Source organism: Arthrobacter sp. YN, assembly GCF_002224285.1.
In the GTDB taxonomy this organism is placed as follows: domain Bacteria; phylum Actinomycetota; class Actinomycetes; order Actinomycetales; family Micrococcaceae; genus Arthrobacter.
This window is the reverse complement of the sequence record NZ_CP022436.1, coordinates 5,031,248-5,056,785: the sequence shown is the minus strand read 5'-3', so window position 1 is coordinate 5,056,785 and position 25,538 is coordinate 5,031,248. Positions and strand designations below refer to the sequence as shown.

General features: G+C 62.3%; 18 protein-coding genes. 9 read left to right on the top strand and 9 right to left on the bottom strand.

Going from position 1 to position 25,538, the window contains the following annotated elements:
* Positions 1-1,911: 1,911 nt before the first annotated feature.
* From CGK93_RS23335 to CGK93_RS23310, 6 genes are all read right to left on the bottom strand, one after another.
* Positions 1,912-2,175: a hypothetical protein gene (locus CGK93_RS23335; protein WP_089597066.1), complete on the bottom strand. Its 264-nt coding sequence runs from the start codon at positions 2,173-2,175 to the stop codon at positions 1,912-1,914.
* 2,197 nt (positions 2,176-4,372) lie between these two features.
* The gene (trxA, locus tag CGK93_RS23330) at positions 4,373-4,699 is read right to left on the bottom strand and encodes a thioredoxin (RefSeq protein WP_024818839.1); all 327 of its coding nucleotides are present in this window, start codon (positions 4,697-4,699) and stop codon (positions 4,373-4,375) included.
* Between the two features lie 34 nt (positions 4,700-4,733).
* Positions 4,734-5,690, bottom strand: coding sequence for a thioredoxin-disulfide reductase (trxB, locus tag CGK93_RS23325; protein ID WP_089597065.1), 957 nt, complete (start codon positions 5,688-5,690; stop codon positions 4,734-4,736).
* A 230-nt stretch (positions 5,691-5,920) separates the two neighbouring features.
* The gene (locus tag CGK93_RS23320; protein WP_089597064.1) at positions 5,921-7,690 is read right to left on the bottom strand and encodes an ABC transporter substrate-binding protein; all 1,770 of its coding nucleotides are present in this window, start codon (positions 7,688-7,690) and stop codon (positions 5,921-5,923) included.
* Between the two features lie 141 nt (positions 7,691-7,831).
* On the bottom strand, positions 7,832-9,844 hold the full coding sequence (gene murJ, locus CGK93_RS23315) for a murein biosynthesis integral membrane protein MurJ (RefSeq protein WP_089597063.1): 2,013 nt from the start codon (positions 9,842-9,844) through the stop codon (positions 7,832-7,834).
* A gap of 26 nt (positions 9,845-9,870) precedes the next feature.
* Positions 9,871-10,374 (bottom strand): NUDIX hydrolase, encoded by a 504-nt coding sequence (locus CGK93_RS23310; protein WP_026005276.1) that lies wholly within the window; start codon positions 10,372-10,374, stop codon positions 9,871-9,873.
* Positions 10,375-10,570: 196 nt separating this feature from the next.
* Between CGK93_RS23310 and CGK93_RS23305 the strand changes: the two genes are divergently transcribed.
* The 5 genes from CGK93_RS23305 to CGK93_RS23290 all read left to right on the top strand — a co-directional run bounded on the left by CGK93_RS23305 (position 10,571) and on the right by CGK93_RS23290 (position 16,478).
* Entirely contained in the window at positions 10,571-12,040 is a 1,470-nt protein-coding gene (locus CGK93_RS23305; RefSeq protein ID WP_089597062.1) for a CCA tRNA nucleotidyltransferase, read from the top strand.
* Positions 12,037-12,618 carry a histidine phosphatase family protein gene (locus CGK93_RS23300; protein ID WP_089597061.1) on the top strand — a complete coding sequence of 194 codons (582 nt, stop codon included), beginning with the start codon at positions 12,037-12,039 and terminating at the stop codon, positions 12,616-12,618. The genes CGK93_RS23305 and CGK93_RS23300 overlap by 4 nt, the downstream gene beginning before the upstream one ends.
* A 607-nt stretch (positions 12,619-13,225) precedes the next feature.
* Entirely contained in the window at positions 13,226-13,366 is a 141-nt protein-coding gene (locus CGK93_RS23905; RefSeq protein WP_181151794.1) for a hypothetical protein, read from the top strand.
* A 163-nt stretch (positions 13,367-13,529) separates the two neighbouring features.
* Positions 13,530-15,026, top strand: coding sequence for a glycosyltransferase family 87 protein (locus CGK93_RS23295; RefSeq protein WP_089597060.1), 1,497 nt, complete (start codon positions 13,530-13,532; stop codon positions 15,024-15,026).
* A 6-nt stretch (positions 15,027-15,032) separates the two neighbouring features.
* On the top strand, positions 15,033-16,478 hold the full coding sequence (locus CGK93_RS23290; RefSeq protein WP_089597059.1) for a phytoene desaturase family protein: 1,446 nt from the start codon (positions 15,033-15,035) through the stop codon (positions 16,476-16,478).
* 6 nt (positions 16,479-16,484) lie between these two features.
* Here CGK93_RS23290 and CGK93_RS23285 read toward each other — a convergent pair whose 3' ends face one another.
* Positions 16,485-17,090, bottom strand: a complete 606-nt coding sequence (locus CGK93_RS23285; protein WP_089597058.1) for an NAD(P)-dependent oxidoreductase — start codon at positions 17,088-17,090, stop codon at positions 16,485-16,487.
* An 83-nt stretch (positions 17,091-17,173) separates the two neighbouring features.
* On the opposite strand from CGK93_RS23285, the gene CGK93_RS23280 reads away from it, so the two are divergent.
* Positions 17,174-17,572, top strand: coding sequence for a winged helix-turn-helix transcriptional regulator (locus CGK93_RS23280; RefSeq protein WP_089597057.1), 399 nt, complete (start codon positions 17,174-17,176; stop codon positions 17,570-17,572).
* Between the two features lie 8 nt (positions 17,573-17,580).
* On the opposite strand, the gene CGK93_RS23275 is transcribed toward CGK93_RS23280, so the two are convergent.
* A complete protein-coding gene (locus CGK93_RS23275; protein WP_089597056.1) occupies positions 17,581-18,282 on the bottom strand; it encodes an ABC transporter ATP-binding protein in 702 nt (233 codons plus the stop codon).
* Positions 18,283-18,306: 24 nt separating this feature from the next.
* Positions 18,307-19,386, bottom strand: a complete 1,080-nt coding sequence (locus tag CGK93_RS23270) for an ABC transporter permease (protein ID WP_089597055.1) — start codon at positions 19,384-19,386, stop codon at positions 18,307-18,309.
* A 195-nt stretch (positions 19,387-19,581) separates the two neighbouring features.
* On the opposite strand from CGK93_RS23270, the gene CGK93_RS23265 reads away from it, so the two are divergent.
* The 3 genes from CGK93_RS23265 to CGK93_RS23255 all read left to right on the top strand — a co-directional run bounded on the left by CGK93_RS23265 (position 19,582) and on the right by CGK93_RS23255 (position 25,491).
* Positions 19,582-20,859, top strand: coding sequence for a sensor histidine kinase (locus tag CGK93_RS23265; RefSeq protein ID WP_089597738.1), 1,278 nt, complete (start codon positions 19,582-19,584; stop codon positions 20,857-20,859).
* Positions 20,856-21,512, top strand: a complete 657-nt coding sequence (locus CGK93_RS23260) for a response regulator (protein WP_089597054.1) — start codon at positions 20,856-20,858, stop codon at positions 21,510-21,512. Before CGK93_RS23265 ends, CGK93_RS23260 begins: the two co-directional genes overlap by 4 nt.
* Positions 21,513-21,639: 127 nt before the next feature.
* Positions 21,640-25,491, top strand: a complete 3,852-nt coding sequence (locus CGK93_RS23255) for an NPCBM/NEW2 domain-containing protein (protein WP_089597053.1) — start codon at positions 21,640-21,642, stop codon at positions 25,489-25,491.
* Positions 25,492-25,538 lie beyond the last annotated feature (47 nt).

Below are 25,538 nucleotides of genomic sequence, written 5' to 3'. Positions count from 1 at the left end.
TCTCCTCCACAGAACACCGCGGCCCCTACTGTACGTAGTGGGGCCGGCCATGTCGATGTTGGTAGCGGCTAGGCACTGTGTCCGTCCGTAGGAGCGTTGCGGCTTTCTAGCCAGCTACAGGGTAGTGTTGAGCTTCACTGCGGGCTACCAAAGGCCCACAGGGACGATGCGAACAGCATTGAGTTCCTTTCAGTCGAATGACCCTTTCCCAATTCGGCGCCAGCGAGTCCTCGGCGACCGTGTCAGTTGGGTCCGCGTCCATCGCCTTCATGAGGCTTTCGAACTTGGGGTTTGCCGTCGAGGACTCGGGTCGCTGATACGGCCGCTGCGTTGCCAAGTCACTCCACACATGAAGCCCTTGAGTCCGTGAGGTGGACTCACGTGCACCAACGTGTTGCTACCGCGTAGCGCAGCACGTCTCGGCCCATCTGCCGTTCCTGCCCTAACCGGTTCAGCCTATGGCTCCGTGTACGGGGGTTGGAACCATACAGCTGCCGCGCATTGTAGTTGTAGATAGTATGGCCGTACTCCCCCCGGCTATTGCCGGAGACCAGCCCCCTTGCAGAGTCGACTCCCAGGTTTTGAGTTTGACTGCGTCAAGCAACGTTTGGGCGAAGGGCTTCCTATCGTCAGAAAGCGGTCGTGTCAGCAGTCCCGTACCCTGAGGTGATCAAGCGTCGAACCCCGTGGACACGGTACGGAACGCGGTGGACCGGCAATGGTCAGATGTCGCGCGCACCAGTGCCCAGGTCGAACTCTTCTGTCCACAACCACCACGGGGAAGGGTTCGGCTGGAGGGCCGAGGTCTGCTCTTAAGTCCCTGTCACGCTGCTTCGCTTGTCCACCCAAGGAGCCTCGTGGTTTTGTGTTTCACGTGAAACGGAACGCTGGCCGTAGGGCCACGAACGAGTGTAGGCCCCATAACTACTTGTGTATATCGCGGTGGATAACATTGTGGATAAGTCTGGGGATAACCTGAGTCGCTAGCCACCGTCTTTGGGGACCCAGGGTCGGCGGAGCCGCTGGAGAGCTCTCCATCCTCCCTTCGCGCATTTCCCTCAGAAGGGACCCATTCACGCTAGGTTTGTGAGATGTCGGTCCCAGCCGGATTTCACCGTGTTTATCGCTCCAATCCATTGATTTTCGCCGTGCATTCTTGCGGCGTGCGCTGGTTGTGGGGTGGCCGTCAATGGCACTAATTCTTAGTGCACCGTCATTAGCTCCCGCCCAAGCAAAGTCGGCGAAATGGTGGGCTGTGAATAATGTCATGTGTGGTGGATAAGCCTGTGGATAAAGCTGTGCACAACTTGCCCTCATGTTGTCGTCCCCCGGTGGACAACTACCGCTGTTGAAGTGACTCCCAGACCTCGGCACGTGAGTCGCACGGGAATCTAGGGTCTGTGTCTCGTATGCATGATTGCTGTACCGGGAGCTTGGTTGCTGTGCATCGGCAGTCCAAGTATCTGCTGGTGCCATAGTTGAGTATGGCGACTATTTTTCAAGAGGATAGAGCCGGGCAGCGGGCCAGCTCTTGCGCACTAGAGACCGTTGACGCCGGCGATTCATCCGATGTCTTGAGTAAGACGCCTGCGGGGGTTCCCTCGTCCGGTTGTGAGTTGAGTGCTAGGCGCCAGGCGGCATTGGATCGAGAGCGCACCTACGTGCCGAGCCTGCGGAGTGCGTCGAGGACCGAGCGGTCCGAGGTATCGGGAATCGCCCCCCTCATAGCCCCGGCATGGCGCAAGGGTCATAGGGGCAACAGATCGAAGGACGTGTCGCAGCACCTCGCCTCTTGGGGGAACCGGGGCAGAGCGGTCTCCAAAGCTGCTGGAGCCCCTTTGACAGGCAGGCACTGGCGGAGGCGAGGGAGACATCGTCGTCTCCGTGGGCTATGGCGGAAACTAACGGTCATCAGCAGATTGTTCTGTCGAACACGCGGCCCGGCTTCTTCTGTCCCTCAACCTGAAGATAGTCGACATCCTGCTTGATGGGTTTTGCGAACCGGCACTTCCGTTTGCCCGGTTTCACGTGAAACATCTCTGCATGGGTGGTCGATCGGTTCTCGTAAACCTCTAGCCAGCATTTACCCAGGATAGATGAGTCTGGAGACGACGCCACGTCTTTTGCCACCCTAGTGTCGGCATCGCCGGCCGCCTCGAACCGGTCCTTGGACAAGACGCGGTTCTGGACGGATACTCTGTTCAGACACCCTCCTTCGATTCGTGAAGATGAGTCCCCTACGGGTTTTCCCAGGATTGACCGCAGACTGGCTCATCGGGCACCTTTTATGAGGTCGCTCAGTCTCAAATGTCATGTTGCCGTCAGCGGTGATGGACAACCTTGGCCGGCGCTCAATCGCCGATGCACTAGTGCGAGAACGCGCCGGGCACCCTTTCCCGTTCCTGTTGAATAGCGGGCCTGAGAGGTAGATGAACTTGCCGGCTCCCAAACACCGAGATCATCAGTGGGCTGACACGTTGCTCCGAAGCCGTGGCTAACTCAGTGCGGAGCCGACCATGAACGCATCTGCTTATGCCTGATTCAGATTCGCTAGACGCACAGAATAGTGCCTCGAACAGCGCACTCCTGAACGCCTTTTCTTGGTCGGGCTGAGGTGTTTCACGTGAAACATGTCTTGGTCGGACCCGCCGTTTTCCAATAGCATCGGCCCTCGAAGGGGTGGGTGGCAGCACATGGAGTGAGGTTTCATCCAGTGGACTTCTGCCTACCGCCGCCGATGTTCGTTCTGCTGCCCGCGCAGTCCTGGCCTGTTGAGCATGCATGTACCCATTGACCTAGGTCGTGCGTTACCGCAAAGTCGATAAGTAGTGGTGAAGCCTCTGGCTCACCAGTCCTATTGCACCCATACGACAATTTGGAGGACTGGTGGCTGCCTGGATGCTCGCTTCGTCACTTCCTTCGAAGTGTCATAGCTGCAAAAGCCTCCACTGGTAATTGTGGATTCTTGCCTTGGCTATCCGCTCCTGGCAGGTAACTGAATCTTCTGGAGTGGTGCTTGCTGTTGGGCGCAAGACTTCGCCGCCCCTGATGTTGGGGTACTCATGAGGTGCATAGGACGGGCGACAGGGTCGTCGGTAGGCGTGTGCTCTGCGTATGGCTCCCTCCTCCACGCAGAATGCCACGTCATGCCCATAGGGGGCTACATATGCCTGTCTGACCGAGGCATCTCCCCGAAGTGAACTTGCACTCGCCCCTCGGACAGGAGAGCTTCTGTGTGGCGGCAGTGGACTCCTGGTGATGGCCGAAACGCACGATTCATCGAGAGGAGGGCCTCCGAACGCTGGCCTGACTTGATCACATTTCATTCACACCGGTCATCAGGAGGGATCCCGGACCAACCCATTATCGGTACCACGACAGGAGGCCAGGCCGGACAAGTGGATCATGTTTCACGTGAAACATGTACCAGGACGATGGACGCAGTCACCTAAAGGCGACTAGCCACACTAAGTTTCACGTGAAACAGCCAGTACCGAGCATGTTTCTCCACGTGTGAAGAGGGCCGACCACCAATCGTCTGAATCGAGTACCTCGGTACTCGCCCGAACTCATGACACTCGTGCGCGGCTTAGAAATTGAGTCTGTACTCGGTTCCGATTGAATCCTAAAACGGGGCTCACTTCCTGCGGCGAAATGGACGAACCCACGCGCACGTGCCGAGACGCCATTGGTTGATTGCCCGATAAGACGCGGTTATGGCTACCGGTTTCACCCGCCGCGTTCCTGATCTGGCATCGCCAGTCTACGATCTATGAGGCACTGAACAAGGGTGCATCCACTTCAAGACGGTTCTTCCAGGGACTGAAGTTCTTCTAAGTGTCGCGTTCACGGCACCGATCAATCATTTCGGACCAGCAAACCAACTCGCAGATCGTCGATCCGCGGAGAGCGCCGGAATCGACTAGTGACTAATTCCTTTTGGAGCCGTCCATTCCCAGGGCGAATAGTCGGCCCTAAGGCGTTTGGGGTCAAGGCACGGACGAAGTCATCCCCTCGAACTTCAGTTCGGCTACCGCAATAAGGAGCTGGAGTTCCCGACTTCCCGGTTGGTGTGAGAGAGGGTGGGGTCCAAGGGCGTGGGATGTGAGAGAGGGTGGGGTCCGAGGGCGTGGGATGTGAGAGAGGGTGGGGTCTAAGGGCGTGGGATGTGAGAGAGGGTGCAGGGTTGGCCTACCCCAGGTAGGGAGAAGTGAAACCCACCAATCCAGCGGATTTCAAGCCCGCTACGGCAACCATTACAGGAAAAGTAAACGAAAATGGTTCAACTCAGAAAAGGGCAAAAAAACCGGCGGCTCCCGCTCCGTGAGGAGCAGCAACCGCCGGTTTTTTGAATCAGGGTAAGGAATTGACCCTAGGACAGGACGTCCGCGAATTCCTTCTCGAAGAACTGCTTCGGCTTGGCGCCGATGACAGTGCTCTTCACTTCTCCCCCGCTGAACAGGTACACGGCCGGGATGGACGTGATGCCGTACTCGGCGGCGATGGCGGGGTTGTCGTCGACGTTGAGCTTCACAACATCAACTTTGTCGCTGTACTCGACGGAGATCTCGTCAAGGATGGGCCCGAGCTTGCGGCAAGGGCCGCACCACTCTGCCCAGAAGTCCACAATGACCGGCTTCTCGGAAGCCAGGACATCAGTGCTGAAGCTTGCGTCAGTTACGTCTTTTGCGTTGCTCATAACTTTTCCCTTCGTATGGTTGCTTGGTTGCAGCTTAGGAGTGCAAGTCTGCGAGGTAGTGCTCAACATCGAGGGCCGCAACACAACCGGAGCCCGAAGCCGTGATGGCCTGGCGGTAGGTGGGGTCGATGACGTCGCCCGCGGCGAAGACACCCTTGATGTTGGTCCGGGAGCTGCGGCCTTCGACGGCGATGGTTCCCTCGGGCGTCAGATCAACTTTGCCCTTGATGAGATCCGTGCGGGGATCGTTGCCGATAGCGACGAAAACGCCGGCGACGGCGAGCTCGGACTCCGTGCCATCCACGAGGTTCTTCAGCTTCAGCCCAGTAACCTTGTCTTCACCCAGAACATCCTCAACGGCGGTGTTCCACACGAAGTTGATCTTCTCGTGGGCCTGCGCACGATCGCCCATGATCTTTGAAGCCTTGAGCGTATCGCGTCGGTGGACCACCGTGACAGACTTTGCGAACTTGGTGAGGAACAGTGCTTCCTCCATGGCGGAGTCGCCACCACCGATTACAGCGATGTCCTGATCCTTGAAGAAGAAACCGTCGCAGGTTGCACACCAGCTGACGCCGTGGCCTGAGAGGCGCTTTTCGTTCGCCAAGCCGAGCTCACGGTAGGCCGAACCAGTGGACAGGATGATGGCCTTCGCCTGGAAGGTCTCCCCCGTACCGATGGTCACGGTCTTGATGTCGCCGTCGAGGTCCAATTCGGTGACGTCCTCGAACTGGATTTCGGTACCGAAACGTGCGGCCTGCTTTTCGAAGTTCTCCATGAGGTCCGGGCCCATGATGCCGTCAGGGAAGCCCGGGTAGTTTTCCACGTCTGTGGTGTTCATGAGTTCGCCACCAGCGGTGACGGAACCGGCGATGAGCAGAGGCTTCATGTTGGCGCGGGCAGTGTAAACAGCGGCTGTGTAGCCGGCGGGGCCTGAACCTACGATGATGACGTCACGCACCTGCCATGCGCTGTTTTCTGCAATGCTCACGTGGCGTGAACCTCTTCCTTAGTCGATGCTGCGGCTTTCGGGGCAGCCACCTGACTCAACCCCGGTTACACCCCAAATATTCCGTTGGAGATGGGGACCCTGGAAGCCACCATTGTTAAGGGTACCGTCTGGACGCATGCTGATAATAAGCGGTGCCGCCACTACAGATGGAAGTAGAGGCCGTTCTGACGAGTCAAAACGGCCTCTACTTCCATAAGTATTAGGTGGGGCTACTGAACCGTGACCTCTGCCAGCCGCAGGCCGAATCCGAAGCGGGTCTTCGGTGCAGCCAGCTTGGGCAAGGCCTTGATGTCCACAATGACGTACTGGCTCTGCGTCGGAGCCGCCAGGGGCATTGTCAGTTCCGGGGACGTGAAGCTGTTGGTGCCCACCAGCTTGGCTCCGTCCATGGCAGGGCGGTCGTTGGTGTAAACGCTGATGCTGCCGCCGGATCCACCCAACTGGTTCAGCACGATGGACTTGACCTCAGTCTTTTCCTTGAGCTCGATCACCAGCGGCATGTTGGTGACGAGTCCGCCCCAGTCGGCCGTGGCAAATTCCATGTCTGACCAGTAGCTTGCCGCGTTGCCGTCGAAGGCCTTTGCGAGGTCTTTGTCGTACGTGGCCGCGAAGGGGAAGTCACCGAGGCGGGAAATGCCCTCGATGGCGGGCGGTGTGGCCGGCGGTGCCGTCTCCGAAGGCGTTGGTTCCTCGGATTGCGTGGTGCTGGTCTGGGGAGCCGAGGTGCTCTGCGTGGCTGCGGGAGCACCGCTGGGAAGCAGGCTGCCCAGGTTGGTGACGGCGAGCACAAGTCCCACGATCAACACGGCAGCAAGCAAGCCGCCGACGAGCCAACGGAGGGAACGCGGCTCCTTCTCCGGAGCGTCGTCCTCGTACACTTCCTCGTCGTCGTAGTCTTCCTGCACAGCGGCCGACGCCGGGAAGCTGGTGGGGGCTCGGTCGTAACCGGAGTCTGAGGTACCTCGTGCAGCGGCTGCGGCACCACCGGCAGCGGCACCACCGACAGCGCCGGCTGCGGCGCCGCCAGCAGCAGCACCACCTCCGGCAAAGCCGTAGTCCTCTTCGGACCACAGCGAAACCTTGGGTTCGGCCGGTTCACGCGTCGGTGCAGGCTGGGCATTGACGGCCTGCGTTCGCGGCTGTGTTGGCGGCTGCGCCGGGGCTGCCGGCGGAGCCTGGGGAGGTGTTGGCTGTGACGCCACGGCCTGCGTTGGCGGCTGAGCCGATGCACCCGCCCCCGATGCGCGCGCAGCGGAGGCACGAGCAGCACCAGCGCCCGCGGCAGTGCCAGCGGCGCCACTGCCGGCGGCCGCGTCACTGCCGGCGGCAGCACCGGCGTCGTGGTTCTTGTTCCCCGAGTTCTTCCAGGCGGCCAAACCGGCAGCACCAGCGCCGGCGGCGGCAGCAGCCAGTTTGCCGGCGATGCCGCTCTTGGACGACGACGGGCTGGAAGCCGGCCTCGGAGGCACATTGCTGCCCTGGGAGGCGGCAGCAGGATCGGCATCGCCCTCGTTGGGAATGGGGTAGCCGTTTTCGTCGTACTGGATGTACTCGGCGTCGTGTTCGTCGTCTTCGTACAGGCCGTCGTATGTCTCAGGCTCATAGGTCCGGGGCTGGCCGAAGATCTCGCTTCCGAGCGTCTCAGTGAAGAACGGCTCGATGTACGGCGGGTTGGTCGCTACCACCAGGTCCAGCAAATCAGGTGCGCTGCTGTGGTTGGTGATGAGGTAGGTGGTGTTGTCGCTGACGCCGAGGTCCAGGATCTGGACATGGCCGGGGCGCTCCCCCGTGGCGACTTCGCGGGCGCTCTGGGCTACCTGCTCAGCGTTTCCGGGGCCGGCGACAAGGATGCTCACGGGACGGTTGAGGACCTGGTCCACGCCGTCGAGCACCTGATCTTGGTCATGCGAGGTCAACACATTGGCTGTGACCTTGTAGCGGCCGCCAAGTACTGATCCGACGTCGATCGGGTGGGACACGTGTTCCTCCTAGGCTGTCCGGGAGTTGCGGGCCCTGCACGCGGCCGGCCCGACGAGCCGGTTCAACCGCTTTTGCAACTACCTGTATTCATTTTCTAGCCTAGCCGATTGATGCCCTGCGCCCACGTTGGCGCCACCGGCTCACTTCCGGCGGTTTCCGCGGGTTGGGAAGTAGGGATTGCGCCCGGCATCGCCTTGGTAGGTGCGTCGGCCCGGCAACGGGACCTGCGGGCGGAACCTGCTGCCCCGGGCCGTGCTGGGGGCGTCCTCTTCCGGGAGATAGGTTTTTGGGGCGTCCGGAACGTCAGGGGTGTGCTGGGGAGCAACGCGTTCCACAGCTGGACCCGCACGGTAGGACGCGGCGTCGAACTCGCCGGAGATGCGCGGAATCAAACCGGTATCATCCGAGACCGTGGCGCGTGCCGCCGTCGTGGGTTCCACAACGGCGCCGGACACCGGTGCGGGGGCGCCGCGTCCGAAGCGTCCCATGAGCGGCCGCATGAGGTCGCGGAGTTCGGTGACATGGAAGACGCGGAGCAGGACCAGGTAGGCGAGCAGCATAACGGGCCCGACGACGGCCACCGTCACCAGGGCGGCCGGGCGGCTGCTCCACGCGAAACCGTCGGCACGGTAGCTGCCCAGCAGCCAGAGGGCGCCGGCGCCCGCAAGCGCGGAACCGAGGCCGGCGTAGCCCATGCGGATGTAGGAATTGGCGATACGCGGACCGTCGAGGTGCCCCAGCATCCGGCGCAGGAACATCACGCTGATCACCACGGAGAGAATGTTGCCCAGCGTGTACAGGATGGCGATCGCGTAAATGATCTGCCCGACGGGGAGGAACTGGATGAAGAACGCGCCCACCACATAGATCACGGCCAGCCACAACTGCACATACAGGGGTGTACGGGCGTCCTCATTGGCGTAGAACACGCGGGACATCATGAAGTTGGCGCTTAGGAACGGGGTGCTGAGGGCAAGGATGGTGAGCGTTTGGGCCAGCATGACGCCGTCCTGCGGCTTACCGCCGGAGAAGAACATGCCCAGCGGGCCAGCCAAAGCGAACAAGGCCAAGGCCCCAAAGACGGTGGCTACGGCCATGGTGCGCAGCCCGTGGGACAGGGCGTCACGCAGTTCGGCTTTGTTGCCATCCTGCGACGCGCGGGTCATGCGGTTAAAGAGGACAGTGGCCAAGGACAACGCGATGATCGAGTGCGGCAGCAGGTACAGCTGGCTCGCGACTTCCAAGACCGCGTTGCCGGGCAGGACTGCAGCTGCGGCCTTGTCCCCGGCGTTGTCCAGGCGGAGCCGCTCGGCACCGGGAATGGTGGCAATCCTCATGACATAAAGGAACGCCAACTGTCCGACGGCGGCAGTCGCCAGCGTCCAGACGCTCAGCTTGGCTGCCTGGCCCAGCCCAACACCGCGCCAACCGAAGCGGGGACGCAAACCGAGGCGCAGCCGGAAGACGGGAATGAGGAGGATGGCAGTCTGGGCGATCACGCCGAACGTTGAGAACCCCGCAATCAGGAACGTCTGAGTGGGCCCCCAGTTGTCCAGGGTGTGGGGGTTGTAGATATTGGAACCCAGGAGCCAGATGAAAATGCCCAAGCCGGTGATGGCCACAAGGTTGTTCAGGATGGGCGCCCACATGGCTGGACCGAACGCACCGTGGGCGTTCAAGACCTGGGTCAGCAATGCATAGAGCCCGTAGAAGAAGATCTGTGGGAGGCACCAGAAGGCAAAAGTCACTGCGAGGGCTTTTTGCTGTTCCGAGTACCCCTGCGTAGTGAGGTCTATGACAAGTGGTGCCGCCAAGGTCACCAACGCCGTCAACGCCAAAAGGACCAGCACCGCCAGGGTCAGGAGGCGGCTGATGTAGTCCGCGCCGCGGTCCGGGGCCTTGCTGGCTTTGATGATCTGCGGAACAAGGACGGCATTGAAAACGCCGCCGGCAACCAGCAGGAAGATCAGGTTGGGCAAGTTGTTCGCGTTGATAAACGTGTCATTGACCGTGGAACCCAGGCCGAGGGCGGCACCGAGCATCCATGTTTTGGCGAAGCCAAGGAAACGGGAAACCAGCGTTCCTGCGGCCATGATGGCGCTGGAACGGGCTTCTCCGGATTGAACGGACTCGGTGGTTTTGGCTTCAGACATCGCCTTTATCGTCCCACGTACCCGGCTCAGAGGTGTTCCGGCAGCACTTCCCGTGCCAGGTCGGCGATGCGGCGTTCGTTCGGAAAGGACAGTTTGCGTGCCAGTTCCTGGATGGGAACCCACGCCGCGTCCACGGCTTCCTGATCGGGATCATTCTCGATGGTCAGCTCGCCACCCGTTGCCCGGAGCAGGAAATGGTGCACTGTTTTGTGAACCCGGTGGCCGCTCACGGTGAACCAGTAATCAATGCTGCCCAGAGGTGCCAGGATGCTGCCTTCGATGCCGGTTTCCTCGGCAATCTCACGGACAGCAGCTTCCTCGTTGTTCTCGCGGCCTTCAGGGTGGCCCTTCGGCAGGCACCACTCCAGCCGGCCACCCCTATTAAGGCGGGCAATAATCGCAACCCGGAGCTCGCCGTCGGACGTGTCTACTACAACACCGCCCGCTGACACTTCCTCCACAGTGGGAAGCGAGGCCTGGACCGGGTGCTGCTGGGCAGGCGCGACGTGCGCACCGATTGCCGACGGCAACGGTGCGTTTGTCCTCCTGCCAGGAGCGCTCGGGATCGGGTTGGCCATGAGGTCCACTCTAACGACTCTTGCCCTCGAGTGATGACCGGGACATGGCCACAAGATGGACTGCAGGAGATGCTCCGCGGACACATGCCTGATTTCGCATGGAACAGTGGCCCACTGCCGAGCAAAAATCTGCCAAGCTTAAGGAACTATGGCGCACGTATTGGACAGCTCTTCAGTTAACTTCACCATCGATCCGGTGGTGCTCGACCTCGGGCAGCGCTTTGTCGACGCCGGCTTTGAGCTGTCCTTGGTGGGTGGACCTGTGCGCGACCTCTTCCTGGGGAGGACATCCCCGGACCTCGACTTCACCACCGATGCCACGCCGGACCAGACAATCGCCGTCATCAAGAAGTGGGCGGACAACTTCTGGGAAATCGGGCGCGCGTTCGGCACCATCGGGATGAAGAAGAGCGGCTTCCAGATTGAAATCACCACCTACCGCGCGGAGGCTTACGACCCCGATTCACGCAAGCCGGTGGTGGCGTTCGGCAACTCCCTGACCGATGACCTGCTGCGCCGGGACTTCACCATCAATGCCATGGCACTGCGTCTGCCCAGCCTTGAACTCGTGGATCCGTTCGGCGGTGTCCGCGACCTTCACGCCTCCGAGCTCGCCACACCCGGCGCGCCCGAGGCGTCCTTCTCGGATGATCCCCTGCGCATGATGCGTGCGGCCCGTTTCGCGTCCCAGCTGGGCGTGTCGGTCCACGACGACGTCCGTCTGGCGATGTCGCAAATGGCGGACCGCATCAAGATCATCTCCGCCGAGCGCGTCCGTGAAGAGCTGGTCAAGCTCATCAACGGAGCGCACCCGCGCGTGGGCATCGACCTCCTGGTGGACACAGGGCTCGCTGAGTTCGTGCTTCCCGAGGTTTCGGCGCTGCGTCTCGAGGCCGATGAGCACCACCGTCACAAGGACGTGTACCAGCACTCGCTGCAGGTACTGGAGCAGGCCGCTGCCTTGGAAACAGGACCTGACGGTCCCGTGCCCGGCCCGGACTTCGTGCTGAGGTTCGCTGCCTTAATGCACGACGTCGGCAAGCCGGCTACGCGTCGTTTTGAACCGGGCGGCGCGGTCAGCTTCCGCCATCACGATGTGGTGGGGTCCAAGCTGACGGCGAAGAGAATGAAGGCACTCCGTTTCGACAACGAGTCGATCAAAGCAGTGTCCCGCCTGGTGGAACTCCACATGCGCTTCTACGGCTACGGCGATGCGGGCTGGAGCGATTCCGCGGTCCGCCGCTACGTGACCGACGCCGGTCCCCTGCTGGAGCGCCTGCACCGCCTCACACGGTCCGACGTCACCACGCGTAACCAGCGCAAGGCCGACCGCTTGTCCTTCGCCTACGATGACCTTGAGCAACGCATCAGGACGCTCTTGGAGCAGGAGTCGCTGGCGGCTGTGCGGCCTGACCTTGACGGAGCGCAGATCATGGCACTCCTGGGGCTCAAGCCCGGTCCCGTGGTGGGCAGGGCCTACAAGTTCCTTCTCGAAGAACGCATGGAACACGGACCACTGTCCGCCGAGGAAGCCGAGCAGAAGCTTTTGGATTGGTGGGAAGCGCAACCCGAGTCCGCCGTCGTCGAGCCTTTGACCGAAACTGAGGAGCCTTCATGAACGCTGCGACTTCCCCACGTCCGCAACTTTGGATCCTTCGCCACGGCGAGACGGAGTGGTCCAAGAGCGGCCAGTACACCGGCCTGACGGACCTTCCCCTCACTGTTGAGGGTGAGCAGCAGGCGGTAGAGGCCCGCAAGGTCCTGGAGGGCATCGATTTCGACCTCGTCCTGACCTCGCCGCTGCGCCGTGCCCGTCGCACCGCGGAACTGGCCGGCTACCCGGAAGCCGTGCATGAGCCCTTGGCGGTCGAATGGAACTACGGCGACTACGAAGGCATCAGCTCCGACCTCATCCGCAAGGACAACCCGGACTACCTCATCTGGACCGATGGCGTACCCAACGGGGAAACCCTGGACGAGGTAGCCGCCCGGGCCGACAAGATCATTGGACGCGTCCTGGAATCCGGAATGGATAATGTCCTGGTGGTGGCACACGGCCATTTCTCCAGGATCCTCACCGCGCGATGGCTGGAAATGGATGCCCGCGAAGGTCGGCATTTCATTCTCGGAACTGCGAAAGTCTGCACTCTCGGGTGGGATAAGCGGACGCCCGCAATTGTGCGTTGGGGCCTCTAGAGCACGAATTTAGAAAAACTTTGGCGAATTAGCCATTTGTGCTGGTCAAATCCCCAGTTCATGGGGTAGCTTATATCTTGTTCCCAGAGCGACCCGCCGGGAACCAGGCGCGCATTCTCTGATCAGTCAGTCGGATGAATGCCACAGCAGGCTGTAACGGCCGGAAAAGGAGGTTGGGAAAAATGATTACTTTGACTAGCGGACGGAAGTTGACCGTCACTGCTACCCCGGCCTCTGCTGATGATCGACGCCATTTTTGCTCTCTGACCCACTCCTGAACCATCCGGACCGGCCCTGACGCCGGCGGAGTTTCCTGGTCGGCCACTCTCTGTGGTTGGCCTTCTGAGTAGTCAGTTGTAGGCGCGGACCCACGCAGCATGCCGCGGGTGCGCAGTTTCCCCAAAGTTCGGAACCAGCTTCTTGTTGGGTCGACTGCCGGAAGCACGCGCAATTATGCACAACGATTCGGGTTTCCTGATTCGGTCCGCTTTTATCCCCTTATTAGCCTCGGCTGTTTATGCCCTTTTACGCCACGAATTCTTTTGAGTTCATAGGCTCTAATTGCTGTGCCTAAATTCCGATGATTTACCTTGGAAGGAGGTGAACCATGCGAAAACGCCCAGAAGACATGCGCTTCTTCAAGAGCACCAATGCTCCCAAGGACCGCACCCTGTTCAACGGCCAACTGTTGGACCAGCGCCGTGAAGACGTCTACGTTGTCCTGCACCAGATGGGACTCATCCGTTGATGCCCTGCAACCGCCCCTAAGGAGTTCAGGTGCCACACTTTCATGCTGAACCTCAAGGAGCCCACGCGGCTACGCGTGGGCTCCCCCCTTTTAACGGCGTTGGTGCGGGATGATGTTGGCTGCGTGTGATGCTGCAGCCAAGGCGTGACTGTAAGCTCGATCCATGCAGGAGACGAAGCCGCACCGGCAGCAAAAACGTGCCCGCTTTGTGGTTCCCAGCCGCAGCGACTCCCTGCTTCGGAACTTCACGGAGCTCATTGGCGGGCCTTTGGGGAAGCACTCGTCTCCAGGAAAGCTCTCCTCCGGGCCGTACACCGTTGAACGGGTCCTCATCGTCCTGACCGTGGTGGCCGCGCTGCTTGCAGTTCTCGCCAAGGAGTACTGCCGCGTTAATGGGTGGCAAACGCCAGGGCAGTTCTACGCCACCTGCTACTCCGACTTCCCCGAGCTCTTCAAGAACCGCGGCCTCGGCGATGGCATCTTCCCCTTCTTCACGCAGGGCAGCCTGTTCGAGTACCCCGTCCTCATGGGAATCATCGCCGGTATCACCGCGTTGATGGTCCCTGGCCAAGGGGTGGGCAGTGAACGCATCCTGGGCTACTTCGATATCAACGCAACATTGATCGTGGCCGTCTGGATGATCACCGTGCTGCTGACGGCACGAATCAACAAACGTCGCCCGTGGGACGCCGCCATGGTGGCCGTCGCACCCGGGATCATCCTTGCCGGCTTCATCAACTGGGATATGTGGGCCGTGGGGCTGCTGGCCTTGGGAATGTACTTCTTCTCACGGGACAAACTGATGCTGGCCGGGGTGTTCATCGGCCTGGGCACAGCCACCAAGCTCTACCCCGTCCTGATTCTCGGTGCCGTACTGGTCCTGGCGCTGCGCAGCGGCAAACTGCGGGCGTTCTTCATCACGGCCGGGGCTGCCTTGGTTTCGTGGCTTGCAGTGAACCTGCCGATCGCCGCGATGAATCCCTCCGGCTGGCGCTACTTCTTTGAATTCACGCAGGAACGCCCGGCTGGGTACAGCTCTCCGTGGTTTGCCTACAACCTGGTGGCCGACCGGGTCCAGTGGACGCAAATGAATGCGGCCACCATCAACTCGCTGGCGCTGTACCTGTTCATTCTGGCGTGTGCACTCATTGGGGCCCTGGCGTTGTGTGCCCCGCGGCGACCCCGGATCGCCCAGCTCGTGTTCCTCATAGTTGCTGCGTTCATCCTCACCAACAAGGTGTACTCACCACAATTTGTCATCTGGCTCATCCCGCTCCTGGCTCTGGCCCGGCCCCGCTGGCGCGACTTCCTCATCTGGCAGGCAGCCGAGGGGCTGCACTGGGCTGCCATTTGGATGTACTTGGGCCAGGCGACCAGTGGCGGCTCCGTCCAGCACAACATCGATATGTCCTACTACGTGCTGGCAGTCGGCCTGCACATGACGGTGACCGCCTACCTTATGGCACGGGTGGTCATGGATATTTGGGATCCCGCACAGGACCCTTTGCGCATCCACGGCGAGGACGATCCTCATGGAGGGCCCTTCAACGAGGCCCCGGATTGGCTCCGGATAGACCTCTTCCGTCCTTCGCGGTCTTTATTTCCTTGGAGCTCCGCCCACCGAGCCGCCGAACCCCAGCAGTCCAGCGAGCGGAGGTAACCAGCAATGGGTGATGTCGCCGTCGTCGGAGCCGGTCCCAACGGTCTGGCCGCCGCCGTGGTCATGGCGCGCGCCGGCCTGGACGTCCGCCTTTACGAGGCCGCCGACGCAATCGGCGGTGGCTCGCGTACCAGCGAACTCCTGGAACCGGGCTACCTCTACGACGTCTGCTCCGCTGTCCATCCCATGGCACTGGCGTCACCGTTCTTCCGCGCTTTCGAGCTTTCCCGGCGGATAGACCTACGGGTGCCTGAAGTCCAGCACGGCACTCCCCTGGACACGGGCGGCGCGGCGCTGGCGTACCAATCGCTGGAGCGGACGGTCCTGGAACTGGGCGTAGACGGTGAGGCGTACCGACGGCTTCTTGGGCCCTTGGTGGAGCGGGTCAACGGAGTGGTGGACTTTACCTCCAACCAGCTGTTGCGTATGCCGAAGGACCCCGTGGCGGCCGTTCTGTTCGGGCTTGCCACCCTTGACCAGGGGACGCCACTCTGGAGCCGCCGTTTCCGGGAAGATGCGGCTCCTGCGCTGTTGACGGGAGTAATGTCGCACGCCCTTGGCTCGCAGCCGTCCCTCAGTTCCACCGGTGCGGGCCTCCTCCTCAGCGTGCTGGCCCACGCGGAAGGCTGGGCCATTCCCGTCGGCGGTTCCATGTCCATCGCGAGGGCCATGGCAGACGACCTGACGGACCACGGCGGGACCATCCACGTGGGTGAACGCGTCGACTCGCTGGATCAGGTCCGGCCCGCCAAGGCAATCCTGTTGGACGTCGCTCCGCCCACCTTGGCGAGGCTCGGCGGAGCTGAAGTACCCGACCGCTACCGGCGTGCACTCGAAACATTCCGATTCGGGAATGCAGCATGCAAAGTGGATTTCATCCTGTCGGGACCGGTTCCGTGGCTGGATCCCGGACTGGCGAAGGCAGGAACGGTCCATGTGGGTGGTTCGCGGCTTGCCATGGCCGAATCCGAGAACCTGGTGGAGATGGGCAAGCATCCCACCGAGCCGTACGTCCTAGTGTCCCAGCCATCAGTGGTGGACCCCACCCGGGCACCGGAGGGCCGCCAGGTCCTGTGGTCCTATTGCCATGTACCTGCGAATTCCACGGTGGACATGGCTGAGGCCGTGACGGCGCGGATTGAGCGGTACGCTCCCGGCTTCCGGGACGTCGTGGTCGCCTCACAAACCACGACGGCGGCAGAACTGGCTGCGTATAACGAAAACTATGTTGGGGGCGACTTCAGCGCCGGGCTCCTGGACCTGCGCGGCCTGGTGCAGCGGCCCGTGGTGTCCAACGTGCCGTGGAGGACGCCGATGCCGGGTGTATATCTGTGTTCGTCGTCCACGCCGCCTGGGCCGGGTGTGACAGGAATGCCCGGGTACCACGCTGCGAAACATGCCCTCAAGGACATCTTTGGTGCGCGGGTACCCGGGCTGGGCCTGGGGCTCTAGCTTGGGCTAGTTGGCGGCCGTGAAACGGGCGCGCCGATGTGCCGGGGTTTCGATCTCGTCCAGCATGGCTACAGCGTAGTCCTGCGAAGAGATGCTGCTGCCGGCCGGGGAATCCTTGGCCACGGTGTACTCGCCGGTGCGTTCGCCCGGCTGGATCACCGGGGCGGGGGCAAGGACGGTCCAGTCAACGGATTCCGGGGTCTGCTTGACGGCTTCGAGGGCCTTGGCTGCGGTGGTCGCCTCAGCTTTATAGGCCTCCGGGAAGTCCGGGGAATCGAGCAGGCGGACGCCATCGATTTCCAGGGAGCCGGCACCGCCGACGATCATGAGCCGCGTTCCTTCGGCGTTGCTGTAGGCGGTAGCCATGGCATCGAGCCATTCGCCATGGTCGCCGCCGGTGCGGCTGGGGCCCGTAGCCAGCACAACGACGTCGTGCTCTTTAGCGATGGAGGCGAATGCCTGGCCGTCAGCCAGATCCGCCGCCTGGGCGGCAGCGCCGGGGACCTCTGCGCCCTTGCGGGAGATGGCTGTAACCTCATGGCCGCGGGTGATGGACTCATTGACGATCTGGCTGCCGACCATGCCCGTTGCTCCGTAGACTGCGATTTTCATTGCTCTCCTTGGGGTTGGTATCCTTGCAATAACACAAAGGTATCCATTGGATACTGATAGCTTCAAAGGAACTGAGTTACCTCGTGGATACTAACGACCTGGCCGGAAACATCCTGGACCCCAACTGTCCGTCGCGGGTTGTTTTCCAGCGCATAGGCGACAAGTGGGCCTCTTTGGTGATTCAAGTACTTGGCGACGGGCCGGTCCGTTTTTCGGAACTGCGCAAAATGGTGAACGTCGTAACTCCGAAGGTCCTGACGCAAACCCTGCGCGCCTTGGAGCGCGACGGCCTGATTACGCGGACCGTCTACGCGCAGGTACCGCCGCGGGTTGAGTATGAGCTCACGGAGCTCGGCGAGTCACTGCTGCAGCCGCTGACCATGTTGCGCCACTGGGCTGAGAGCCATGTGCCCACCATCCTCGAAGCCCGGGACGCCTATGACGACGCCCAGGACGAAGCCCTCCTCCGCTCACCCAACTGAACTGCTACTTAGTTGGGCTGCGCGGCGGGGACCAGCGCGGGGCTGATTCGCCCGTCGCGCATGGTGGCGACTGCATCCGTGAGGGGCAGGAACTCGGTGTCGTGGGTGACCATGACAGTGGCCGTGGAGAACTCATCCGTCACCCGCCGCAGCAGCCGGACGATGGATTCGCTGCGTTCATGGTCCAGCGCCGCTGTTGGTTCGTCCACCAGCAGGACGGTGGGGTTGCCCATGAGCGCCCGGGCAATGTTCACCCGCTGACGCTGTCCCCCTGACAACTGGTGGGGCCTTTTATGCGCCGCTGCGGACAGGCCCACAACGTCCAGCAGGCCTTCGGCCGTGCGGCGGGCTTCCTTCAGCGGATTGCCCCGCAAGTGCTCGCGGATCAGCAACTGCTCGACAGCGGTCAGCGAGGGAAGCAGGTTGGGTTGCTGGAAGATGATGCCCACCTTGTCCCGGCGCAGTTCTGTGCGTTCGGCTTCCTTGAGGGCGGAGACGTCCTGTCCATCGATCATTACCAGCCCGGCAGTGGGTTTGACCAAAGTGGCCGCTACGGCAAGCAGAGACGATTTTCCAGATCCGGAGGGACCCACCAGGGAGAGGAACCCACCCCTGGTGACGGTGAGATTGACGGCGTCGAGGGCCTTTAAGACGGAGCCGCCATCAGGGTACTCAAGCGAGACGTTGACGAGGTTCAGTGCGGTTGCCACAGCGTATTCCTTTCAGGGAATGTATTAGTTGCCACCGAGGGCAAGGAGCGGATCAACGGAGGTGACTTTGCGGACCGCGAGAACCGCGCCGGCCAACCCCAGCACCACGATTCCCACCACGGGGACCAAGGTTGTCAGGGGAGTGATGAGGAAAGGAGCAGCCTGCGCGGCAAAGACTCCCCCGGTCAGGCCAATGGCACCGCCCACGGCTGCGCCCGCCAGCAGCACCATGGCGGCTTGGGCCAGGGCATCGCGCAAAACGTACCCGGCGGACGCGCCCAGAGCCTTGAGGACGGCGATATCGCGGGTCCGCTGCACGGTCCAGACCGTCAGGAAGGCAACGATCACCAGTGCGGAGATGCCGTAAAGAAATGCCTGCATCAGCATGAGTGAGCCATTCTCGCTCTTATACGAGGAAAGTGCCTGGAACGAACCCACGGGATCCGTGCTCACCGTGCCGGCCGCCGCGTTGGCGGCGTCGAGGTCCAAGGAGGTCCCGGCGTCGTGCGTTATGGCGAGAACGGTAGCGGTGCCGGGTGCCGCATGCGCGATGGTCCGCCAGGACTCAAGGGTGGTCCAGATGACGCCGGTGTGCGAGTACCACTGGTCCTCCACAACGTCGGCAACGGTCAGTTCCGTGCCGCCAACGCTGACACGGCTGCCGGGAGTCAGGGACAGATCCTTGGCCAGGGATTCGCCGATGATGACGGTCCCGTCCTCCACAGTGGCTGGGGCGGGCCCACCGCCAAAGACCGCAACGTTCGCAGTGCCGCTGGGGGCACCGGCGTTGTCCAAGGACTGGAACCGGGTTTGGCTGATTCCCAGTGCTTGCGCCGAAGTGACGCCCGGCTGTTCCCGCCAGGCTTCGAGTTGGGTCGTGGAAACCTCCGACTCGGTGTACGACGCCTTCGGCTCACCGCCGGCGGGAGCGCCAAACACGATCTGCTGCACGGGCAGCGCCGCAATGGCCGACGTCGACTGGTTGCCCAGGCCCGCCGTCAGCCCCGACAGCATGACGAGGAGCAAGGTGATCAGGGCGACCACGCTGCCCATGAGCGCGAAGCGGCCCTTGGCACAACGGATGTCGCGGATGGCGAGAAACATCAGAATCCTTTGCTTGATTGCGGGCTTGATCCCGGCACGTACAACGATTCCAACGATGGTTCCCCGGCACATCGGGAGCCGGATGGATCGGACGGCATCGAGGGGTTGGGGTGGCGATCATCCGAATGGTTGATTCAGCCGCAGGGACGCCGAATCCGGGGCCTGCGGAGACTTGCCGGGGATACGCTGGGAGGCATGCAGTCCACCGGCGCCGCCACCATCCTCCGCGTGCTGCGGGTGTGCCTGCACGTCGGCTTCGCGGTGCTGCTGTTGGTGGCGGTTGTTCGCTTGCTGACCGGAGTTGGAACGGCCGGGGCGCCATCGCCGGTGGCCGTGGCGGCGGGGCTGGGGTTATCTGGCTTGCTGGCCTTGGTATATCTCGCTGGCACTATCCTTGAGAAGCGCCACTCCGGCGATGCCGCCCGCTTCAACCCCACGCCGTATGCGCGGTGGTGGTTGGCCGTGGTCATGCTGCTCTGGTTGTTGCTCCTGCTGGTCAGCGGGGACTTTGCCTGGGTGGCCTTCCCGCTGTTCTTCCTGCTGCTTCACCTGCTCCCCCGGAGGCTTGCCCTCCCTGCCATAGCGCTGAGCACGGCGCTGTTGGTGGGTGCTTTGTGGTTTCATAGCCGGGGATCGGCAGGCGGCGGATTGCAGCTGGCCATGGTCCTGGGGCCGGTGTTCGGAGCTGTCTTCGCGGTGGTCACCGGGCTGGCCTACCGGGCGTTGTTCCTGGAAGCCGAGAACCAGCGAACCGTTGCAGACGATCTCCGGCGGACGCGCGCTGAACTCGCGCAAACCCAGCACGACGCCGGCATGCTGGCTGAGCGTGAACGGCTGGCCCGCGAAATACACGACACGCTGGCCCAGGGATTCTCCAGCATCATCCTGATGGGCAGGTCTGCGGAGAAAGCCCTGGATGAGGGGGATCCGCAGGCGGCCAAGGAGCGGTTGAGGATTGTCCAGGACACGGCGTCCACCAATCTCGCGGAAGCACGGAGTTTTGTCCGGGGCCTGCGGTCGCCCGATCTGGAGCAGTCCGGCCTGGTGGACACCCTGCGCAGGCTCTGCGGGAAGACCGAGACCGAAGCCGCTGCCAGGGGGACCGCCCTGCGATGCCGGTTCCAGCTGGTGGGGACGCCCGTTGAGCTTCCGAACACGTACCAGACCACCCTGCTCCGGGCCGCCCAGGCTTCCCTCGCGAACGTGTGGGCACACGCCCACGCTCGTGCCGCCGTCGTGACCTTGTCCTTTCTGGGCACTGAGGTGACTTTGGACGTTTTCGATGACGGCGTCGGTTTTGAGCCGTCGACGGCGGCCGGTACAGAGCGTGGTGACGGTACCGGCGTCGGACTCAACAGTTTGCGCGAGCGGCTGGCCGCACTGGAAGGCAGCCTGGAGATTGAATCGGCGCCTGGCGAAGGAACAGTGGTGGCCGTTCGTGTGCCGCTGGCGGCGGATGATGGTGTGTCATGAGCGAAATTCGCGTCTTGTTGGTGGATGACCATCCCGTGGTGAGGGCCGGGCTCCGCGCCATGCTGGCGGACTTCCCCGGCGTCACGGTAGTTGCTGAAGCGTCCGACGGCGATGCGGCGCTGGCTGAATTGACCAAGCTCCACGCACTTGGGGAGCCGGCGGACCTGGTGCTCATGGACCTGCAGATGGGCACTGGCATGGACGGGGTCACGGCCACCGGAAAAATCAAGGCGGGCGAGGCCGGAACTCCCCCGCCGCCAGTGCTGATTCTGACCACGTACGACACCGATGCCGACATCCTTGCGGCGGTGGAAGCGGGTGCCAGCGGCTATATGCTCAAGGACGCTCCGCCCGAGCAGATCCGACAGGCCGTGCTGTCTGCGGCCGCCGGTCAAACTGCGCTGGCACCTGAGGTTGCTGCTCGTCTTATGGGCCGCATACGGAATCCTGCCCCGGCGTTGAGCGCCCGCGAAGTCCAGCTGCTGGAGCTGCTCGCCACGGGGATGAGCAACCGTGCAATGGCCAAGCAACTCTTCATTTCCGAGGCCACAGTGAAGACACATCTGGTCCACATCTACTCGAAGCTCGGGGTGGATAACCGCACGGCGGCCATTGCCGTGGCAACGCAGCGCAGAATCATCCGCGGACACTGACGCCTGGCCGGTTGGCCTCGTCAATTTTGGTGAAACGGTTGACCTTTGGGCTTTTTGCGGTGACGATTAGTGCACGTTTCGCTATGAGTTAGATCACAAAAAGTCACTCGTCGAAAGTTGGCCCCACATGTCCGCACCCTCCTTGGGTCCGTCCGGAGCTGTCCCCAACAGCTCCGGACGCACCACCAAAGGTTCGTTAGCCAGGAAGGCCGCTTCACTCGGCCTCGCCTCATTACTCCTCGCGGGAGCCATTCCCGCTCTGTCGTTCGCCGCTGCTGCGAATGCGGCTCCCGGCGATCCCGCCGCCATCAAAACCGTCACCCCCGAAGTACCTGTCGACGCCGCCGGAGTACCTCTCGGCGCGGTGACGGGCTTCACCCAGGCCGGCAACGTCGTAGACCTTTCCACCGAAAAGGGCGCCATCCGCGTCACGTTCCTGGACGACGGCAACTTCCGCTTGGAAGCTGACCCCAGCGGAACGTTCACGGACCCCGCCAACACGGATCAAGGCGATCCGGCCCGGACCGCCAACATCGTGGTGGGCAAGGACAAGTTCCCGGGCGTCACGCCCACTATTACCGACGGCGACTGGTTGATCCTGAAGACCGCGAAAATCAGCGTCGGGATCAATAAAGCCACTACCCAGCTCCGCGTCATCCGGGCTGACGGTTCGCTGGTCCTGGAAGAGTCATCGCCCATCACCTTCGGTGCCAACTCCGCCACCCAGCACCTCGCGCAGCAGGATGGGGAGCAGTTCATCGGCGGCGGCATGCAGAACGGGCGCTCCGTGCACACCGGCGCCCTGATCAACATCGCCAAGAACTTTGACTGGGACGACGACGGCTACCCCAACGCCGTGCCGTACTACATGTCCTCCAACGGCTATGGCGTCCTGCGCGACACGTTTGCCCGCGGCTCCTACAACTTCGGCGGCCAGCCCACCACCACGCATGAGGAAAAGCGCTTTGACGCCTACTACTTCGTGGGTGACTACAAGCAGTCGTTGGGTGCGTACACCACGCTGACCGGCAAGCCGATGATGCCACCGGTCTACGCCCTGGAATACGGCGATGCTGACTGCTACAACCGCTCCAATCCGGGCTATTCCTCCTCCGGCTACGGCGATCCCGACGGCGCCAAGCAGCGCACTCCGGACGCCATCAAGACCGCGAGGAAGTTCGTTGAGAACGACATGCCCGCCGGCTGGATGCTGGTCAACGACGGCTACGGCTGCGAGTACCAGCAACTCCCGGAAACCGTCAGCAACATCGAGGAAGAAACCGACCTCAAAGTTGGCCTGTGGACCCAGCGCTCCCTGACCAACCAGGAATACGAAGTGGGCGAAGCCGGGGTTCGGCTCCGCAAGCTCGACGTCGCCTGGGTGGGCCAGGGCTACCGCCAAGCGCTCACCGGGTGCGAAGCTGCGCACAGCGGGATCGAGCAATACTCCAACGCCCGCGGCACCTCGCTGATGGTTGAGGGCTGGGCCGGCTCCCAGCGTTGCGGCATGCAGTGGACGGGTGACCATTCAGGAAACCTCGACGCCGTCCGCTGGCAGGTCTCTGCCCTCACCGGTGCCGGAAACTCGGGTCTGGCGTTCACCACGGGCGACGTTGACGGCATCTTTGGCGGATCCGCCGAGTCCTATGTGCGTGACCTTCAGTGGAAGGCTTTTGCCCCGGCGCTCTACTCCATGTCCGGCTGGGCCGCGACAGATAAGCGTCCGTGGCTCTACGGCGACGAGGCCACGGCCATCAACCGCCAGTACCTGCAGCTCCGCCAGCAATTGATGCCCTTCATCTACACGCTGGCTCAGGAGTCCTCCACCACCGGCGTTTCGATGATGCGCTCCATGGCCCTCGAGTTCCCTGACCAGCAGTGGTCCTATGGGGCCGAGGCCAACAACCAGTTCATGCTCGGTTCCGATTTCCTGGTGGCTCCGGTCTTTACCCAGACCGATGTCCGCAACGGCATCTTCCTTCCCGAAGGCCAGCAGTGGGTGGATTACTGGACGGGCAAGCTCTACCAGGGCGGCCAGATCCTCAACGGCTACAACGCGCCGCTGGATAAGCTCCCGGTCTTCGTTCGTGCAGGAGCGGTGATCCCACAAGGCATCGTGGCCCGCAATGCTTCCTTGGTTCCCGAAGATTCCATGATCACTTTGGATGTCTACGCCAAGGGCCAGGACACATTCACCCTGTACGAGGACGACAAGGTCACCCGCGAATTCAAGGACGGGAAATCCTCCAGCCAGGTCTTCACTGTGGATGCTCCCGGTACGGGCAACAGCAGCGTGAAGGTCTCCATCGGAGAGCGGAAGGGCGACTACACCGGCAAGGCAGCGGCCCGCCCCTACGAGCTCAAGGTTCACGCGGGCGCAGCACCCAAGGATGTGAAGATCGGCGGCACCAAGCTCGCCCAACACTCCACCCAGGCCGCCTATGCTGCAGCAACCACGGGCTGGTACTTCAATGAAGCCAACAACGGCACCATCTGGGTGAAGACAGGCTCCATCTCCTCCAACCAGACGGCTACGGTCCAGCTCCAACAGGCCGGCCCGCTTGGCGGCAAGAGCCAGGAAGCCGCTGCAGCCGAGGTCCGCGTGACCACCGGCCAGCAGGTCTTCCAGGATCAGGAAACCACTGTCACAGCGGCGTTCGTGAACACCGGAACCAAGGCCAAGACCAACGTGGTCCTGACACCGGTGCTCCCGGAAGGCTGGACCGTGGTCTCTTCCACAGGTGCCGCTGCCGCCAAGGTCGACGGCGGTTCCACAACCACGGCAACCTTCGTCATCAAACCCGGCTCCAGCGCCAAGGCGGGCCAACAGACCGTGCGGGTGTCGGCGTCGTACGCTGCTTCTGACTCCAGCACGCAAACGGTGACGGGCGGCAACCAGATCTATGTCGCCTACGGTTCCTTGGCTGCCGCGTACAACACCGTTTCGGTGACCACCGTTGCGGGCAAGGCCCTCGGAAACTTCGACGGCGGAGGAGCCACCTTCGCTGCCGAGCAGCTGGCTGCCGCTACGGTTCCTGCGGGCGGCGTCCGTCCCGGGAGCACAGTAACGGTGGATGCCGGAAAGCCGACACAGGTGGACTACACCTGGCCTGCCGTTGGACCGGACGTACCCAACTCCGTGGCTCTCTCTGCCCAGACGATCGCTGTTACGGGCAAGGGAACGCACTTGGCAGTCCTCGGGTCTGCCGCGGTGGGCAACGGCACCAGCCCCACCCTGACCCTGACATATGCCGATGGGAGCATAGAAAAACAGTCCATCTTCTTCCCCAACTGGCTGCAGCCGTCCGTCCTCAACGGCGCTGTTCTGGCGGTGTCCGAACAGGGTCGCAACAACGCCAACGGTCCGTCACCGGAGTACACGCAGTACAAGTATCAGGCGTTCTCCAACACCGTCCGGTTGAACCCCACCAAGGAGTTGGCGTCCGTCACGTTGCCGACAGACACCCGGGTGAAGTTCTTCGACTGGAAGGTGACCTCACAGCCCTTGCCGGATGTTCCGGTGGGCTCCGTTTACGCCTCTGAGACCCCATGGGTCCAGGCCTTGAACGGTTACGGCGTGATCGGCAAGAACGTGGCCAACAAGGACTCGGCATCGTCCCCGGATAAGCCGCTGGCCATCAATTACACGGACCCCGCAACAGGACAGCAGCCCGTATTCACCAAGGGTCTTGGGGTCCACGCTGCTTCGAAGATCACGTATTACCTGGGCGGCAAGTGCACCTCGTTTACCTCGCAGGTGGGTCTCGAGAGCGGCTTCGGTGGCAACATCATCTTCAAGGTCAATGCCGACGGCGTGAACAAGTACCAGTCGCGCACCTACACCCCCGGATTCGCTCCGGAATCGGTGTCTGTTGACCTGACAGGCGTGGCGTACGTGGAACTGGTGGTGGACCCGTCCGGCTCCATCAACGGCGCGCACGGTGTCTGGGGTGATGCCAAGTTCACCTGCGCTCCGTAGTTTGAGGTTCCAGGCAGCCGTCGCTTGCCGCCCTTTCCCGGGGCTGG